The 15,968-nt window shown below is 69.9% G+C and carries 16 protein-coding genes; 13 read left to right on the top strand and 3 right to left on the bottom strand.

The window, feature by feature from the left end:
* Positions 1-7 precede the first annotated feature (7 nt).
* The gene (locus OG842_RS09855; RefSeq protein ID WP_266729258.1) at positions 8-985 is read left to right on the top strand and encodes a hypothetical protein; all 978 of its coding nucleotides are present in this window, start codon (positions 8-10) and stop codon (positions 983-985) included.
* Positions 986-1,075: 90 nt separating this feature from the next.
* On the opposite strand, the gene OG842_RS09850 is transcribed toward OG842_RS09855, so the two are convergent.
* Complete coding sequence (locus OG842_RS09850) at positions 1,076-1,531, bottom strand: DUF3093 domain-containing protein (protein WP_266729257.1); 456 nt, start codon at positions 1,529-1,531, stop codon at positions 1,076-1,078.
* A gap of 58 nt (positions 1,532-1,589) precedes the next feature.
* Here OG842_RS09850 and OG842_RS09845 point away from each other — a divergent pair, with 58 nt between their 5' ends.
* The 12 genes from OG842_RS09845 to OG842_RS09790 all read left to right on the top strand — a co-directional run bounded on the left by OG842_RS09845 (position 1,590) and on the right by OG842_RS09790 (position 14,351).
* Positions 1,590-2,174, top strand: coding sequence for a PaaI family thioesterase (locus OG842_RS09845; protein ID WP_266729256.1), 585 nt, complete (start codon positions 1,590-1,592; stop codon positions 2,172-2,174).
* Positions 2,174-2,707, top strand: a complete 534-nt coding sequence (dut, locus tag OG842_RS09840) for a dUTP diphosphatase (protein WP_266729255.1) — start codon at positions 2,174-2,176, stop codon at positions 2,705-2,707. The genes OG842_RS09845 and dut overlap by 1 nt, the downstream gene beginning before the upstream one ends.
* A 1-nt stretch (position 2,708) precedes the next feature.
* A complete protein-coding gene (locus tag OG842_RS09835) occupies positions 2,709-3,482 on the top strand; it encodes a DUF3710 domain-containing protein (protein WP_266729254.1) in 774 nt (257 codons plus the stop codon).
* 357 nt (positions 3,483-3,839) lie between these two features.
* Positions 3,840-3,929 carry a K(+)-transporting ATPase subunit F gene (gene kdpF / locus OG842_RS09830; protein ID WP_078075662.1) on the top strand — a complete coding sequence of 30 codons (90 nt, stop codon included), beginning with the start codon at positions 3,840-3,842 and terminating at the stop codon, positions 3,927-3,929.
* A gap of 7 nt (positions 3,930-3,936) precedes the next feature.
* Positions 3,937-5,601 (top strand): potassium-transporting ATPase subunit KdpA, encoded by a 1,665-nt coding sequence (gene kdpA / locus OG842_RS09825; protein WP_266729253.1) that lies wholly within the window; start codon positions 3,937-3,939, stop codon positions 5,599-5,601.
* A 26-nt stretch (positions 5,602-5,627) separates the two neighbouring features.
* Positions 5,628-7,724, top strand: a complete 2,097-nt coding sequence (kdpB, locus tag OG842_RS09820; protein WP_401877297.1) for a potassium-transporting ATPase subunit KdpB — start codon at positions 5,628-5,630, stop codon at positions 7,722-7,724.
* Between the two features lie 23 nt (positions 7,725-7,747).
* Positions 7,748-8,410, top strand: a complete 663-nt coding sequence (locus OG842_RS09815; protein WP_266729251.1) for a potassium-transporting ATPase subunit C — start codon at positions 7,748-7,750, stop codon at positions 8,408-8,410.
* Between the two features lie 250 nt (positions 8,411-8,660).
* On the top strand, positions 8,661-9,410 hold the full coding sequence (locus OG842_RS09810; protein WP_266729250.1) for an ABC transporter ATP-binding protein: 750 nt from the start codon (positions 8,661-8,663) through the stop codon (positions 9,408-9,410).
* Positions 9,411-9,594: 184 nt separating this feature from the next.
* Positions 9,595-12,138: an ATP-binding protein gene (locus tag OG842_RS09805; RefSeq protein WP_266729249.1), complete on the top strand. Its 2,544-nt coding sequence runs from the start codon at positions 9,595-9,597 to the stop codon at positions 12,136-12,138.
* 174 nt (positions 12,139-12,312) lie between these two features.
* Positions 12,313-13,005 carry a response regulator gene (locus OG842_RS09800; RefSeq protein ID WP_266733503.1) on the top strand — a complete coding sequence of 231 codons (693 nt, stop codon included), beginning with the start codon at positions 12,313-12,315 and terminating at the stop codon, positions 13,003-13,005.
* A gap of 155 nt (positions 13,006-13,160) precedes the next feature.
* Positions 13,161-13,577, top strand: a complete 417-nt coding sequence (locus OG842_RS09795; RefSeq protein ID WP_266729248.1) for an OB-fold nucleic acid binding domain-containing protein — start codon at positions 13,161-13,163, stop codon at positions 13,575-13,577.
* Between the two features lie 3 nt (positions 13,578-13,580).
* A complete protein-coding gene (locus OG842_RS09790; RefSeq protein ID WP_266729247.1) occupies positions 13,581-14,351 on the top strand; it encodes a DUF3159 domain-containing protein in 771 nt (256 codons plus the stop codon).
* A gap of 101 nt (positions 14,352-14,452) precedes the next feature.
* On the opposite strand, the gene OG842_RS09785 is transcribed toward OG842_RS09790, so the two are convergent.
* Together OG842_RS09785 and OG842_RS09780 are read right to left on the bottom strand one after the other, a co-directional pair.
* Positions 14,453-15,130, bottom strand: coding sequence for a potassium channel family protein (locus OG842_RS09785; RefSeq protein WP_266729246.1), 678 nt, complete (start codon positions 15,128-15,130; stop codon positions 14,453-14,455).
* Positions 15,130-15,798, bottom strand: coding sequence for a potassium channel family protein (locus OG842_RS09780; protein WP_266729245.1), 669 nt, complete (start codon positions 15,796-15,798; stop codon positions 15,130-15,132). The genes OG842_RS09785 and OG842_RS09780 overlap by 1 nt, the downstream gene beginning before the upstream one ends.
* Between the last annotated feature and the right edge of the window lie 170 nt (positions 15,799-15,968).

Raw genomic sequence — 15,968 nt, 5'->3', positions numbered from 1 at the left:
ACCGACCGTGGCAGGCGACACACCGTTCCGGAAGCGGCGCTTGCGGCGCAAGAGGTCGTCGGAGGCGTATCAGGGCGGCACAGGCCCGGCAGAAGGCGTGACAACGCCTGCCGAGCGGTCCGCCCTGCCACCCTCCCAGGGCGAGCGGGACGGCGAGCGGGGCCGGCCGGCCTCGCTCGAAGCAGTCGTCGCGGCAATCGAAGAAGCACACGCGGCGATCGAAGAAGTCGACGCGGCCGATGGGGCCGGACAGGTCGACAGGACGGAGCCCGTGACCGGGGCAGGCCGTCTGAGTTCAGTGAAACGGGGCGTACGCAAGGGCGGGGAGAGCGCCAAGGCGGCGATCGGTCATATCGCCGACCTGATCATCGAGAACGCTCCCCGCGTCCCTGTGCGCGATCTCGCCACCTTGCGCGAGCAGTTCCCCGGGCTCGGCCCGGAGGAGCTCGCCGACAAGCTCATCGCAGGCGCGAGCAAGGGCACCGCCACCGTCGGCGCCGGAATCGGCGCGGCGGCGATGATGCCCGTACCGCCGGCCATGCTCGCCGAGCTGGCGGCGGAGATCACCGGTGTGGCAGCGATCGAGATGAAGCTCGTCGCCGAGCTGCACGAGGTCTACGGACAGCGCCCGCCGGGCGGGCTCGGCCAGCGTTCCAGCGCCTACCTCACGTCCTGGACGGAGGAGCGCGGAATCGATGTCGCCCACCCCGCGACGGTCAACGCCGCGCTGGGCGGCCAGATGAAGCGCGAGCTGCGCCAGCAGATCACGAAGCGCATGGCGCGCGATCTGCCGAACCTGGTTCCGTTCATGATCGGCGCCGCCGTCGGCGCGATGATGAACCGGCGCGACACAAGAAAGCTCGCCGAACGCGTCAGGAAGGACCTGCGCAAGCGCCAGGTCCCCTGGGACCGGCTCCCCGAGCTGCCTCCGCTGGAGCGGCAGGTGGGCCCGCGCGGACCCCTGCCGGGCGAGCTGGAGGCCTAGGGTCTTTCGTTCGGAACCAGGCCCGGGGTCGAGGGGCCCGTGAACGGCCCTGACGGCCTCGCCGAGGGCCTGGGGCGCCCCCCGCCCGGATCAGGCGCGTACGGCCGTGAGCGCCGCCACCAGGGCCTGCGGCTCGCGGGTCGAGAGATAGACGTACGGGGTCGGGTCCTGCGGGTCGGTGATCTCCACCCGGACCGCCGTCGGGATGTAGCTGCGCAGCAGCATGAACGCCCGGGTGTCCGCCTTGTACGTGCGCCACGCGCGCGCCTCCTCCCCCTCCAGCACCTCGGCCTCGCCGAGCGCCGTCACGGGGATCCGCGCGTCGCCGGCGACCAGGGCGCCCGCAACGACCCGGATCCTGGCCGAGCCGTACGAGCTCACCGCGACCGCCGACAGGGCCGTGCCGCCCACCAGGCCGGCCAGCAGCGGCAGGGTGCCGAGCGGCAGCAGCATCAGCGCACAGGCGATGCCGACCAGAAGGGCGATGAGCCACCACGAACGGGGTGCGGTCAGTCGTTCGTCGAAAGGCGGGGTGGAAGGCTGCATGAACCCAAGCTTGGCACGGCGCGACCCGCGGGTAGCCGCGCGGGTAAGGTCTGCGCCTGTGAGTGGAACATCTGCGGCTCTGAAGCCCCCGGCCGACGCGGTGATACCGGTTCGGCACCCCGAAGCCCCGGCCCCCGGCGAACTCCTCGGTGCGCACTACGAACACTGTTTCGGCTGCGGCGAAGGACAGCCGCACGGGCTGCACCTCCAGGCGCGGGCCGGCGACGGCGTCAGCGTCACCGCCGAGTTCACCGTGAAGGCCGCCCATCAGGGCGCCCCGGGGCTGGCGCACGGCGGCATCCTGACCACCGCGCTGGACGAGACGCTCGGCTCGCTGAACTGGCTCCTGCGGGTGATCGCCGTGACCGGACGGCTGGAGACCGACTTCGTGCGTCCGGTGCCGGTGGACACCGTGCTGTACCTCGACGCCGAGATCACCGCGGTGCACGGCCGGAAGATCTACTCCCGGGCGACCGGCCGGATCGGCGGTCCGGACGGACCCGTGGCGGTCCGTGCCGAGGCCCTCTTCATCGAGGTCAAGGTCGACCACTTCATCGAGAACGGCCGCCCGGCCGAGATCCAGGCGGCGATGGCCGACCCGGACCAGGTCAGGCGTGCCCGTGCCTTCGAGGTGAACCCCTGATGCGCGGACCCGTGGACGTATTGATCCGCCGGATCGACCCGGACGTGCCGATTCCGGCCTATGGGCACCCGGGCGATGCCGGGGCGGATCTCGTGACCACCGAGGCCGTCGAACTCGCCCCCGGCGAGCGGGCTGTGCTGCCCACCGGGGTGTCGATCGCACTGCCCGACGGATACGCCGCGTTCGTCCACCCGCGCTCCGGCCTCGCCGCACGCTGTGGAGTCGCCCTGGTGAATGCCCCGGGGACGGTCGATGCCGGGTACCGTGGAGAGATCAAGGTGATCGTCATCAACCTCGACCCGCGAGAGCCCGTGAGGTTCGAGCGGTTCGACCGGATTGCCCAACTGGTCGTCCAGCAGGTCGAGAAGGTGCGCTTCCACGAGGTGGCGGAGCTGCCGGGCTCGGCCCGTGGCGAGGGAGGCTTCGGATCCACCGGAGGGCATGCCTCCGGTGATGTCGATGGCGTCAGGGGCGGGAACACCCAGGGCGGTAACAGCTACGCTTCGGTCGTACCCGACCGGGAAGGACAGTGACGTGTTCGGACGTCGCAAGAAGAGTGGTTCCGCCGAGGACACGGCGGACGAAGCGCGCGAGGCCGAGCAGGTCGTCGACGAGCTCGATGACACCGACGGCGCCGACAGCGGCCCGCGTCGGGTGAACCTCCCGCCGGCGCCGCGGCCGGACGGGCCGTGGGACGTCTCCGAGGTCTCCCAGCCCGCCGAGGGCCGGGTCGACCTGGGCGGGATCTTCGTGCCCGGCGTCGAGGGCATGGAGCTGCGCGTGGAGGTGGCCGGTGACGCGATCGTCGCCGCGACCGTGGTGCTGCGCGACAGCGCCGTCCAGCTCCAGGCCTTCGCCGCGCCCAAGAAGGAGGGCATCTGGGGCGAGGTCCGCGAGGAGATCGCCTCCGGCATCACCCAGCAGGGTGGGATCATCGACGAGGTCGAGGGCCCGCTGGGCTGGGAGCTGCGTGCCCAGGTCCCCGTACAGCTCCCGGACGGGACGAACGGCGTGCAGCTGGTGCGCTTCGTCGGCGTCGACGGTCCGCGCTGGTTCCTGCGCGGAGTGATCTCCGGCCAGGGCGCCGTGCAGCCGGAGGCCGCCGGGCTGCTGGAGACGATCTTCCGGGACACCGTGGTCGTCCGGGGCGAGGGCCCCATGGCGCCGCGCGACCCGATCGTCCTCAAGCTGCCCAACGATGCCCAGATGGTCCCCGAGGGGGTCCAGCAGGAGAGCCAGGAGGGCTCGAAGTTCTCCGGTGGCATGGGCCAGCTCCAGCGCGGACCCGAGATCACCGAGGTGCGCTGAGCGGCTCCGGGCAGCCGCCCGGCACAGCTTCGGCCGGTGGGCCGTATCCCCTTGCGAGGGGGTGCGGCCCACCGGCCGTTCCGCGTCCGGGGCGGTTTCCGGACAGCACGCGGACAGCGCACGGAAGGCGCGCGTATGGGGCGCGTATGGGGCACGTATGTGCGCCGTCAAGGGCCCGACGTTCCCCGTAAGGAAGCCATCAACGCAGGCCAGAAGGGTCGTGGCGGGAGGTTTGCTCAAGAGGTCCGAGAATCCGTACCTCATCTAGGAGCACACGGTGGCCGATGTGGCCTTCGTCGTCACCACGATCGCGGTCTTCGCGCTGGTGGCTCTCGTCGCCAAGGGGGTGGCGAAGCTGTGACTGCCGAGAACATCGTCGGTCTGGTAGTGGCCGTCGCCCTGCTGGGCTATCTCGTCCTCGCCCTTCTGTACCCGGAGAGGTTCTGAGCGCGATATGAGCCCCGTCCTCGCTGGTGTGCTCCAGGTCCTCGCGCTCGTGGTGGCGCTGGGGCTGGCGTACCGTCCGCTCGGCGACTACATGGCCGGTGTCTACTCCTCGACGAAGCACCTCCGGGTCGAGAAGTGGATCTACAAGGCCGTCGGCGCCGACCCGAACGCGCAGATGCGCTGGCCCGCGTATCTGCGCGGGGTGCTCGCCTTCTCCGCGGTGAGCGTCCTCTTCCTCTATCTGCTGCAGCGGCTCCAGGGCTCGCTGCCCGGTTCGCTCGGCTTCGCCTCGATCGACCCGGACCAGGCGTTCAACACGGCCGCGTCGTTCGTCGCCAACACCAACTGGCAGTCGTACTACGGCGAACAGGCCATGGGCCACGTCGTTCAGACCGGCGGCCTCGCGGTGCAGAACTTCGTCTCGGCCGCCGTCGGCATGGCCGTGGCGGTGGCCCTGGTACGCGGCTTCGCCCGCTCCCGCACCGGTGAGCTCGGCAACTTCTGGTCCGACCTGGTGCGCGGCACCGTACGGATCCTGCTGCCGATCGCCGCCGTCGGCGCGCTGTTGCTGGTGGCCTGCGGCGCGATCCAGAACTTCGCCGGCATCCACGAGGTCGGGCAGTTCATGGGCGGCTCGCAGCAGTGGAACGGCGGCGCCGTGGCCTCCCAGGAGGCCATCAAGGAGCTGGGAACCAACGGCGGCGGCTACTTCAACGCCAACGCGGCCCACCCGTTCGAGAACCCCAACGGGCTGTCCAACCTCCTTGAGATCTTCCTGATCCTCGTCATCCCCTTCGCGTTGACGCGGACCTTCGGCCGGATGGTCGGCTCGCTCAAGCAGGGTTACGCGATCCTCGCGACGATGGGTGTCATCTGGCTGGGCTTCACCACCCTGATGATGTGGACCGAATTCGCCCATCACGGGCCCGCGTTCGACATCGCGGGCGGGGCGATGGAGGGCAAGGAGACCCGGTTCGGGATCGCCGGCTCGTCGATCTTCGCGGTGGCCACGACCCTCACCTCCACCGGCGCGGTGAACTCCTTCCACTCCTCGTACACCGGCTTCGGCGGCGGGATCACGATGCTGGGCATGCAGCTCGGCGAGATCGCGCCCGGAGGCGTCGGTTCCGGCCTCTACGGGATGCTCGTCATGGCGATCATCGCGGTGTTCATCGCCGGGCTGATGGTCGGCCGCACTCCGGAGTATCTGGGGAAGAAGATCGGCACCCGCGAGATCAAGCTCGCGGCCTGCTACATCCTGATCACCCCGGCCCTGGTGCTCTGCTTCACCGCCGCAGCGATGGCGCTGCCCACCCCGCCCCACTCGATGACCAACACCGGCGCACACGGATTCTCCGAGATCCTCTACGCCTACACCTCGGGCGCGAACAACAACGGTTCGGCGTTCGCCGGGCTCAACGCGGACACGCAGTGGTTCAACACCACGATCGGTCTCGCGATGCTGCTCGGCCGGTTCCTGCCGATGGTGTTCATCCTGGCGCTGGCCGGCTCGCTCGCCGAGCAGAAACCCGTACCGGCGACCGTGGGAACCCTGGGCACGCACAAGCCGCTCTTCAGCGGACTGCTGGTCGGCACGATCCTGATCATCACCGGGCTGACCTACTTCCCGGCCCTGGCGCTGGGGCCGCTGGCCGAAGGGCTGGCGTCATGACCACTCGTACGGAGCAAGAGGACTCGATGTCCACTGTCACCCCCACCCGGGCACCGCACCAGGACGCGCCCACGGGTCACCAGAGCGAAGGGCGCGTCGGCGCGGGCCTGTTCGACCCTGCGCAGCTGATCCGGTCCTTCCCCGACGCCGTACGCAAGCTCGACCCCCGGGTGATGGTCAAGTCCCCGGTCATGTTCGTCGTGCTGATCGGTTCGGTGTTCACCACCGTGCTCGCGTGCCTGGACCCGGGGGAGTGGTTCGGCTGGGCGATCACGGCCTGGCTCTGGCTGACCACGATCTTCGCCAACCTGGCGGAGGCGGTCGCCGAGGGCCGCGGCAAGGCGCAGGCCGACACGCTGCGCAAGGCCAAGACCGACACCGTCGCCCGGCGGCTGATCGGCACGAACGAGGAGCGGGTGCCCGGCACCGAGCTGCGCGTCGGCGACCTGGTGGTCTGCGAGGCCGGTGACATCATCCCCGGCGACGGAGACGTCGTCGAGGGCGTCGCGAGCGTCGACGAATCCGCGATAACCGGCGAGTCCGCCCCGGTCATCCGGGAGTCCGGCGGTGACCGGAGCGCCGTCACCGGGGGTACGAAGGTGCTCTCCGACCGCATCGTCGTCAAGATCACCACCAAGCCCGGCGAGACGTTCATCGACCGGATGATCGCCCTGGTCGAGGGCGCCGCCCGGCAGAAGACGCCCAACGAGATCGCGCTGAACATTCTCCTCGCGTCCCTCACCATCGTCTTCCTGCTCGCCGTCGTCACCCTCCAGCCCTTCGCGATCTACGCCGGGCAGCGGCAGTCGATGATCGTGCTGACCGCGCTGCTGGTCTGTCTGATCCCGACGACGATCGGCGCACTGCTCTCCGCGATCGGCATCGCCGGCATGGACCGCCTGGTGCAGCGCAATGTGCTCGCCATGTCGGGGCGGGCCGTCGAGGCCGCCGGAGACGTCTCGACGCTGCTGCTCGACAAGACCGGCACCATCACGCTCGGCAACCGGCAGGCCGCCGAGTTCGTACCCGTCAAGGGAACGACGGAGGCCGAACTGGCCGACGCGGCCCAGCTCTCCTCGCTGGCCGACGAGACGCCGGAGGGCCGCTCGATCGTCGTGCTCGCCAAGGAGAAGTACGGGCTGCGCGAGCGCCACCAGGGCGAGCTGCGGCAGGCCGAGTGGGTCGCGTTCACCGCCCAGACGCGCATGTCCGGCGTCGACGTCGACGGGCGCAAGGTCCGCAAGGGCGCCACCGGTTCGGTCGTCGCCTGGGTCAAGGAGCGCGGCGGCAGTGTCTCGCAGGACGCGCAGGCACTCACCGACAGGATCTCCGAGGCGGGCGGCACGCCGCTGCTGGTGGCCCTGGAGGACGAGCAGGGGGCCCGGGTCCTGGGTGTCATCCACCTCAAGGACGTGGTCAAGGAGGGCATGCGGGAGCGGTTCGACGAGCTGCGCCGGATGGGCATCCGTACAGTCATGATCACCGGCGACAACCCGCTGACCGCGAAGGCCATCGCCGATGAGGCAGGAGTGGACGACTTCCTCGCCGAGGCCACGCCCGAGGACAAGATGGCCCTCATCAAGCGGGAGCAGGCGGGCGGCAAGCTCGTCGCGATGACCGGCGACGGCACGAACGACGCCCCGGCGCTCGCCCAGGCGGATGTCGGCGTGGCCATGAACACCGGCACCTCGGCCGCCAAGGAGGCCGGGAACATGGTGGACCTGGACTCCAACCCCACGAAGCTGATCGAGATCGTCGAGATCGGCAAGCAGCTGCTCATCACGCGTGGTGCGCTGACGACGTTCTCGATCGCCAACGACGTCGCGAAGTACTTCGCGATCATCCCCGCGATGTTCGCCGTGGTCTACCCCGGCCTGGACAAGCTGAACATCATGCAGCTGTCCTCGCCCCAGTCCGCGATCCTGTCGGCCGTCGTCTTCAACGCGCTGATCATCGTCGCGCTGGTGCCGCTCGCCCTGAAGGGCGTGCGCTACCGGCCCAGCAGCGCCGACTCGATGCTCCGGCGCAACCTCGGGATCTACGGACTCGGCGGTCTGGTCGCCCCGTTCATCGGCATCAAGATCATCGACATGGTCATCTCCCTCGTACCCGGGCTGAACTGAATCTAGGAATCGGCTGACCTGCCATGAACAACTCCGTAGCAAACACCGCCCGGTTGCTCTGGGCCGGGCTGCGCGCCCTGCTCGTCCTCACCGTCGTCTGCGGCGTGCTCTACCCGCTCGCCGTCACCGGCGTCGCCCAGGGCGTCTTCCCCGACAAGGCCAACGGCTCCGAGATCACCGAGAACGGCAAGGTCGTCGGCTCCGAACTCATCGGCCAGCGCTACGACCTGCCGCTGAAGAAGGGGCAGGAGACCGCGGCCCCGGACCTCAAGTGGTTCCAGCCGCGCCCCTCCAACGGCCTGGGCACCAACAGCGTCAACACCCAGTACAAGCTGATCCTCTCCGGCGCGACCAACCGCTCCGGCGACAACAAGGAACTCATCGACTGGGTGAAGGCCGCCAAGGCCGCCGTGGTCAAGGACAACTCCGTCCCCGGCCACCCGGTCAGCCCCTCGGACGTGCCGGCCGACGCCGTCACCTCCTCCGGCTCCGGCCTCGACCCGGCCATCTCCCCGGCGTACGCACAGCTCCAGGTGCGCCGGGTGGCCGAGCGGAACCACCTCCCCGTCGACCGGGTGGAGAAACTCGTCGAACAGCACACCGACGGCCGGATCCTGGGCTTCGTGGGGGAGCCGAGGGTCAATGTCCTCCAGCTCAACATCGCCCTCAAGCAGCTGGTGAAGTGAACGATCGAAGTGAACGATGAAGTGAACGGGGCCTGAGAAGGTCCGCGTGGCGGGGCGCCGGGTCCGGACCCGGCGCCCCGCCACGCCTGTTTCCCCGGTGACGGCACCCCGCCAAGCCTGTTTCGCCGGTCCCGGCCGGGCGCCGAGGGCGGCCGCATCGGTGTCCGACGGCCGTCGGCCATTGTCGAGCCCTGTGCGCATTGCACATACTGGCCGACTACGGGGACCGAGCACGTTTACGGGGAGAGACATGACCGAGCGCACCGACCGGGCGGCCACCGACGGACAGGGCGGTACCGCAGTCGCGGAGCAACCGGCCGACGGGCCCATGGTCCGGGTCGAGGACCTGTACCGTTCGTACGGCTCCGGCGCCGGAGCCGTACACGCGCTGCGCGGGGTGTCCTTCGAAGTGCCGCGCGGTGAGCTGGTCGCCCTCAAGGGCCGCTCGGGCTCGGGCAAGACGACCCTCCTCAACCTGCTCGGCGGGCTCGACAGCCCCGACGGCGGCCGGATCACCATCGACGGCACGGACCTCGCAGAGCTGGGCGAGGACGGGCTCCTGGCACTGCGCCGGGACCGGATCGGCTTCATCTTCCAGTCGTTCGGCCTCATCCCGATCCTGACCGCGGCGGAGAACGTCGGCGTGCCCATGCGGTTGCGCAAGGCGGACCCGCACGAGCGCGAGGACCGGGTGGCGCTGCTGCTCTCCCTGGTCGGCCTCGCCGACCACGCGGCCCAGCGTCCCGGTGAGCTGTCCGGGGGCCAGCAGCAGCGCGTCGCCATCGCCCGCGCACTCGCCAACCGGCCGTCCCTGCTGATCGCGGACGAGCCGACCGGGCAGCTCGACGCGGAGACCGGGCTCGCGGTGATGGAGCTGCTGCGGGCGGTGGTGCGGAGCGAGGGCGTCACGGCACTGGTGGCGACGCACGACTCCCAGCTGCTGGGGCTGGCGGACCGGGTGCTGGAACTGAGCGACGGCCACATCGTCGAGCACGCGTAGGGGGTGGGCCGCGGGAGCCTTCCGGAGGCACCCGTGGCCCGTCCATGGCCCGTCCGCGGCGTCAGAATCCTGTCAATTCGGTCCCTGACCACACCCGCCGCCCCATTTGTCGATAATCTGCGGGGTAACTTCGAAGCGGCTGCCGCATCGGACGCAGCCGGGTTCAAGAGAAGACAATGGGGCCATGGCACGCGGCAAGCTTCGGATCTACCTGGGTGCGGCACCCGGCGTCGGCAAGACGTACGCGATGCTCTCCGAGGCCCATCGACGGGTGGAGCGGGGCACCGACTGCGTCGTCGCCTTCGTGGAACACCACGACCGGCCACGCACCGAGGTCATGCTGCACGGCCTGGAACAGGTCCGGCGCCGCGAGATCGAGTACCGCTCCGCCGTCTTCACCGAGATGGACGTCGACGCGGTCCTGGAGCGGGCCCCCGCCGTCGCCCTGGTGGACGAACTGGCGCACACCAATGTGCCGGGCTCGCGCAACGCCAAACGCTGGCAGGACGTCGAGGAACTCCTCCAGGCCGGCATGGACGTGGTGTCCACCGTCAACATCCAGCACCTGGAGTCGCTCGGTGACGTCGTCGAGGCGATAACCGGCGTACGGCAGCGCGAGACCGTCCCCGACGAGGTGGTCCGCCGGGCCGACCAGCTCGAACTCGTCGACATGTCGCCACAGGCGCTGCGTCGCCGGATGGCTCACGGCAACATCTACAAGCCGGACCGGATCGACGCCTCGCTGTCCAACTACTTCCGCCCCGGCAACCTGACCGCCCTGCGCGAGCTGGCCCTGCTCTGGGTCGCCGACCGGGTCGACGAATACCTCCAGCAGTACCGCGGCGAGCACAACATCCGCACCACCTGGCAGGCCCGCGAACGCATCGTCGTCGGACTCACCGGCGGCCCCGAGGGCCGTACGCTCATCCGCCGCGCGTCCCGGATGGCGGCCAAGGGCTCGGGCAGCGAGATCCTCGCCGTCTACATCGCCCGCAGCGACGGGCTGACCTCCGCGTCACCCAAGGAACTCACCGTCCAGCGCACCCTCGTGGAGGACCTCGGCGGCACGTTCCACCACGTCATAGGCGACGACATACCCTCGGCGCTCCTCGAATTCGCCCGGGGGGTGAACGCCACGCAGATCGTCCTCGGCTCCAGCCGACGCAAGGCCTGGCAGTACATCTACGGGCCCGGGGTGGGCGCCACCGTCGCCCGGGAGTCCGGGCCCGACCTCGATGTCCACATCGTCACCCACGAAGAGGTCGCCAAGGGGCGCGGCCTGCCCATCGCCCGCGGTGCCCGGCTGGGCCGGGTCCGGATCATCTGGGGCTGGCTGGTCGGGGTGGGCGGCCCGGCCCTCCTCACCCTGCTCCTCAGCGGCCTCGGCAACGGTCCGGGGCTCGCCAACGACGTACTGCTCTTCCTCTTCATGACGGTCGCCGCGGCCCTGCTCGGCGGACTGCTGCCCGCCCTCGCTTCGGCCGCCGCCGGCTCGCTGCTGCTGAACTACTGGTTCACCCCGCCCACCCACACCCTGACGGTGCAGGACCCGGAGAACTTCGTCGCCATCGTGATCTTCTTCGCGGTGGCGGTCTCGGTAGCCTCGGTCGTCGATCTGGCGGCCCGCCGCACCCATCAGGCGGCCCGGCTGCGCGCCGAGTCGGAGATCCTCTCCTTTCTGGCAGGCAGTGTGCTGCGTGGCGAGACGACGCTGGACGCGCTCCTCGACCGGGTCCGCGAGACCTTCGGCATGGAGTCCGTCGCCCTGCTGGAACGCCGCAGCGACGTCGACCCGTGGACGTGTGCCGGGAGCGTCGGGCCGGGCCCGGTGACCCGGCCGGAGGACGCCGATGTGGACATGCCCGTCGGCGACCACATGGCGCTGGCGCTCTCCGGGCGGGTGCTGCCCGCCGAGGACCGGCGGGTGCTCGGCGCGTTCGCCGCGCAGGCCGCCGTCGTACTGGAGCGGGAGCGCCTGGTCGACGAGGCGGAGGAGGCCCGGCGGCTCGCCGAGGGCAACCGGATCAGGACGGCGCTGCTCGCCGCCGTCAGCCACGATCTGCGTACCCCGCTCGCCGCCATCAAGGCCGCCGTCAGCTCCCTGCGCTCCGACGACGTCGCCTGGTCCGAGGAGGACCAGGCCGAACTCCTGGAGGGCATCGAGAACGGCGCCGACCGCCTCGACCACCTCGTGGGCAACCTCCTGGACATGTCCAGGCTCCAGACCGGCACCGTCACCCCGCTGATCCGCGAGATCGATCTCGACGAGGTGGTCCCGATGGCTCTCGGCGGTGTCCCCGAGGACAGCGTCGACCTGGACATCCCCGAGACCCTGCCGATGGTCGAGGTCGACCCCGGGCTGCTGGAACGGGCCGTCGCCAACATCGTCGAGAACGCCGTGAAGTACAGCCGCTACGCGGAACGCGTCACCGTGGCCGCCAGCGCGCTCGGCGAACGCGTCGAGCTACGGGTGGCCGACCGCGGCCCCGGAGTCCCCGACGAGGCCAAGGAGCGCATCTTCGAGCCCTTCCAGCGCTACGGCGACGCCCCGCGCGGCGCGGGCGTCGGACTGGGGCTCGCCGTGGCCCGCGGCTTCGTGGAGTCCATGGGCGGCACGCTGGACGCCGAGGACACCCCCGGCGGCGGCCTCACCATGGTGCTGACCCTCAAGGCGGCGTCGGGATACGTTCCGGTCAGCCCCGACCTGCCCGCGCGGGTCACCTCATGACCGTGCGGGACACTCCATGACCCAACGGCACGATCACCGCACGACCACGCAGTCCACCGCACGACCAAGCAGTCCATCGCATGACCAAGCAGTCCGACTCATGAGCACGCAGTTCACCTCATGATCTCCGGTACGTCCCGGGAGATCGCCGTACAGCAGAAAGGCAGGGCCCCCATGACCCGGGTGCTTGTGGTCGACGACGAGCCGCAGATCGTACGCGCCCTCGTGATCAACCTGAAGGCGCGCAAGTACGAGGTGGACGCGGCGCCCGACGGCGCGACCGCCCTCCAGCTCGCCGCCGCCCGCCACCCCGACGTCGTCGTCCTCGACCTCGGGCTGCCGGACATGGACGGCGTCGAGGTGATCAAGGGGCTGCGCGGCTGGACCAGGGTGCCGATCCTCGTGCTGTCCGCCCGCCACACCTCCGACGAGAAGGTGGAGGCCCTGGACGCCGGTGCGGACGACTACGTCACCAAACCGTTCGGCATGGACGAGCTGCTGGCCAGGCTGCGCGCCTCGGTCCGCCGCGCCGAACCCGTCGGGCAGCAGGGTTCCGACGACATCGTGATCGTCGAGACCGAGGGGTTCACCGTCGACCTGGCGGCGAAGAAGGTCCACCGAGAGGGGCGCGACGTACGGCTCACCCCCACCGAGTGGCACCTGCTGGAGGTCCTGGTCCGCAACAGCGGCCGGCTGGTCAGCCAGAAGCAGCTGCTCCAGGAGGTCTGGGGGCCCTCGTACGGCACCGAGACCAACTACCTGCGGGTCTACATGGCCCAGCTGCGGCGCAAACTGGAGTCCGACCCGTCGCACCCCCGGCACTTCGTCACCGAACCGGGCATGGGGTACCGATTCGAGCGCGGCTGAACGAGCGGCGGGGTGGATGGGCGGCCGGGCGGCCGACCCGCCCACCGCGATCGGTGAGGGTGGCCGGACCGTCTTTCGGGAACTGTCCCCGGTCACCCGTTCGAGTGAGACCGGGGACACCCGCTCGGAGCAGCCGGGACCGGTACCCTTCGGTTATGAGTGCTGTTCCTCGATCCGACAAGTCCGGCAGGGCGGAGAAGCCGTCCGGCCGCTTCCGGCGGATGCTCGACCGGCTGTCCACCTCCCAGGAGGACCTCGAGTCCGAGGAGCTGCAGGAGGACTCGCAGGCCTCGGGCTGCACGCGGATCTCCGAATGCACCGACCGCCAGATCGTGAAGGTGACTGGTACCTTGCGGACCGTCACCCTGCGGCCGCGCGCCGGAGTGCCCGCCCTGGAGGCAGAGCTCTTCGACGGCACCGCTCCGCTGGACGTTGTCTGGCTGGGCCGGCGCTCCATCGTGGGCATAGAACCGGGCCGCAAGCTCATCGCCTCGGGCCGGATCGCCATGAGTCACGGGCGCCGGGTGCTGTTCAACCCCAAATACGAACTCCGACCGCTCGGCAAGGAGTAGCCGGTGACGTCTCTCGACAAGCCGACGTCCGACACGGACCGCACCACCCGCACCGACCAGCAGGATGCCGAGGCGAAGGCGGTCACCGAGGCCGCGCTCTTCGAGGCGTTCGGCGGTGTCCGGGGCATGGTGGAGACAGTCCTCCCCGGGCTGCTGTTCGTCACCATCTTCACGATCAACAAGGATCTGCACAGCTCGGCCATCGCGGCCCTGGTGGTGTCCCTGGTCCTCGTCGCCGTGCGGCTGATCCGGAAGGACACCGTCAAGCACGCCTTCAGCGGCGTTTTCGGTGTGGCCTTCGGTGTGGTCTTCGCGATGATGACGGGCAACGCCAAGGACTTCTATCTGCCGGGCATGCTCTACACGCTCGGTCTGGCCCTGGCCTACCTGATCACCACCCTCGCCGGGGTGCCGCTGATCGGTCTGATCCTGGGGCCGGTGTTCAAGGAGAACCTCTCCTGGCGCACCAGGAACCCCGGCCGCAAGAAGGCGTACGCCAAGGCCAGCTACGCCTGGGGCCTGATCCTGCTCGCCAAGTGCGCGATCCTCTTCCCGCTGTACTGGTGGGCCGACACCACGCAGTTCGGCTGGGTCCTGGTCGCCCTGAAGATCCCGCCGTTCCTGCTCGCGGTCTATCTGACCTGGGTCTTCCTCGCCAAGGCTCCGCCGCCCATCGACGTCTTCGCCGAGATGGAGGCCGAGGAGCAGGCGGAGAAGGACCGCAAGGCGGCCGAGGCCGCAGCGGCAGCCGCGGCGCGCAACCAGGAACTCTGAGGCGCAGCAGCAGTTCTGAGACGTACGGGAGTTCTGAGACGTAAAGGAGGGGCCCGGAACCGTGTCACACGGTTCCGGGCCCCTCCTTTACGTCCTGCGGGTCAGTCGTCCGAGTCGCCCCGGCGCACCGACAGCAGGTCCTCCAACTGCTCCTCGCGTGCCTGTGCGGCCACGAACAGCAGCTCGTCGCCGGCCTCCAGGGTCTCCTCGGTGTTCGGCGTCAGAACCCGCTGCCCGCGGATGATGGTGACCAGCGAGGTGTCCTCGGGCCAGGCCACTTCACCGACCTGGGTGCCGGCCAGCGCCGACTCCGGGGGCAGCGTCAGCTCGACCAGGTTGGCGTCACCGTGGCTGAAGCGCAGCAGCCGGACCAGATCGCCGACGCTCACCGCCTCCTCGACCAGGGCCGACATCAGGCGCGGCGTCGAGACCGCGACATCGACGCCCCAGGCCTCGTTGAACAGCCACTCGTTCTTCGGGTTGTTGACCCGGGCGACGACCCTCGGCACGCCGTACTCCGTCTTGGCGAGCAGCGAGACGACCAGGTTCACCTTGTCGTCTCCGGTCGCGGCGATGACGACGTTGCAGCGTTGCAGCGCCGCCTCGTCGAGCGAGGTGATCTCGCAGGCGTCCGCCAGCAGCCACTCGGCCATCGGCACCCGCTCCACCGAGATGGCGGTCGGCGCCTTGTCGACGAGCAGCACCTCGTGGCCGTTCTCCAGCAGCTCGCCCGCGATGGAACGGCCCACCGCACCGGCCCCGGCAATCGCGACACGCATCAGTGACCGCCCTCCTCAGGACCCTCGGCGAAGGCCGCCTCGACCTTCACGATCTCGTCCGTACGCATCATCACGTGGACCAGGTCGCCTTCCTGCAGCACCGTCTGCGAGGTGGGCAGTATGGCTTCGCCCAGCCGGGTGAGGAACGCCACGCGGACGCCCGTCTCCTCCTGCAGCGTGCTGATCTTGTGGCCGATCCAGGACGGGGTGGTGTGCACCTCCGCGAGCTGCACACCGCCGCTCGGATCCCGCCACAGCGGCTCGGCGCCGGAAGGCAGCAGCCGCCGCAGCATCTGGTCCGCGGTCCAGCGCACGGTGGCGACCGTGGGGATACCGAGACGCTGGTAGACCTCGGCACGCCGGGGGTCGTAGATCCGCGCCGCGACATTCTCGATGCCGAACATCTCGCGGGCCACCCGGGCGGCGATGATGTTCGAGTTGTCGCCGCTGCTCACCGCGGCGAACGCACCGGCCTCCTCGATACCCGCCTCGCGGAGGGTGTCCTGGTCGAAGCCGACACCGGTGACGCGCCGTCCGCCGAATCCGGAACCGAGACGACGGAACGCCGTCGGGTCCTGGTCGACGACGGCGACCGTGTGCCCCTGCTGCTCCAGGGTCTGCGCGAGAGCGGCTCCTACTCGCCCGCAGCCCATGATGACGATGTGCACCTTGCGCCTACCTCGCAGTCCTGGTCGTCCGGCTGACCTGCGAAAACACCCTGCTCACACTTCTTTCTCAGCTTGCCGGGCAAACAACGGGGCAACGGTGTGTCCCGTTGCCCAGGATGAGCTTATGCGTCCCGGAGTGCGAAGCCTCATCCGAGTGCGCTTTCGCCGTG

Origin of the sequence: Streptomyces sp. NBC_00376 (assembly GCF_036077095.1) — a bacterium.
In the GTDB taxonomy this organism is placed as follows: domain Bacteria; phylum Actinomycetota; class Actinomycetes; order Streptomycetales; family Streptomycetaceae; genus Streptomyces.
This window is presented reverse-complemented; position numbering and strand designations above follow the sequence as displayed.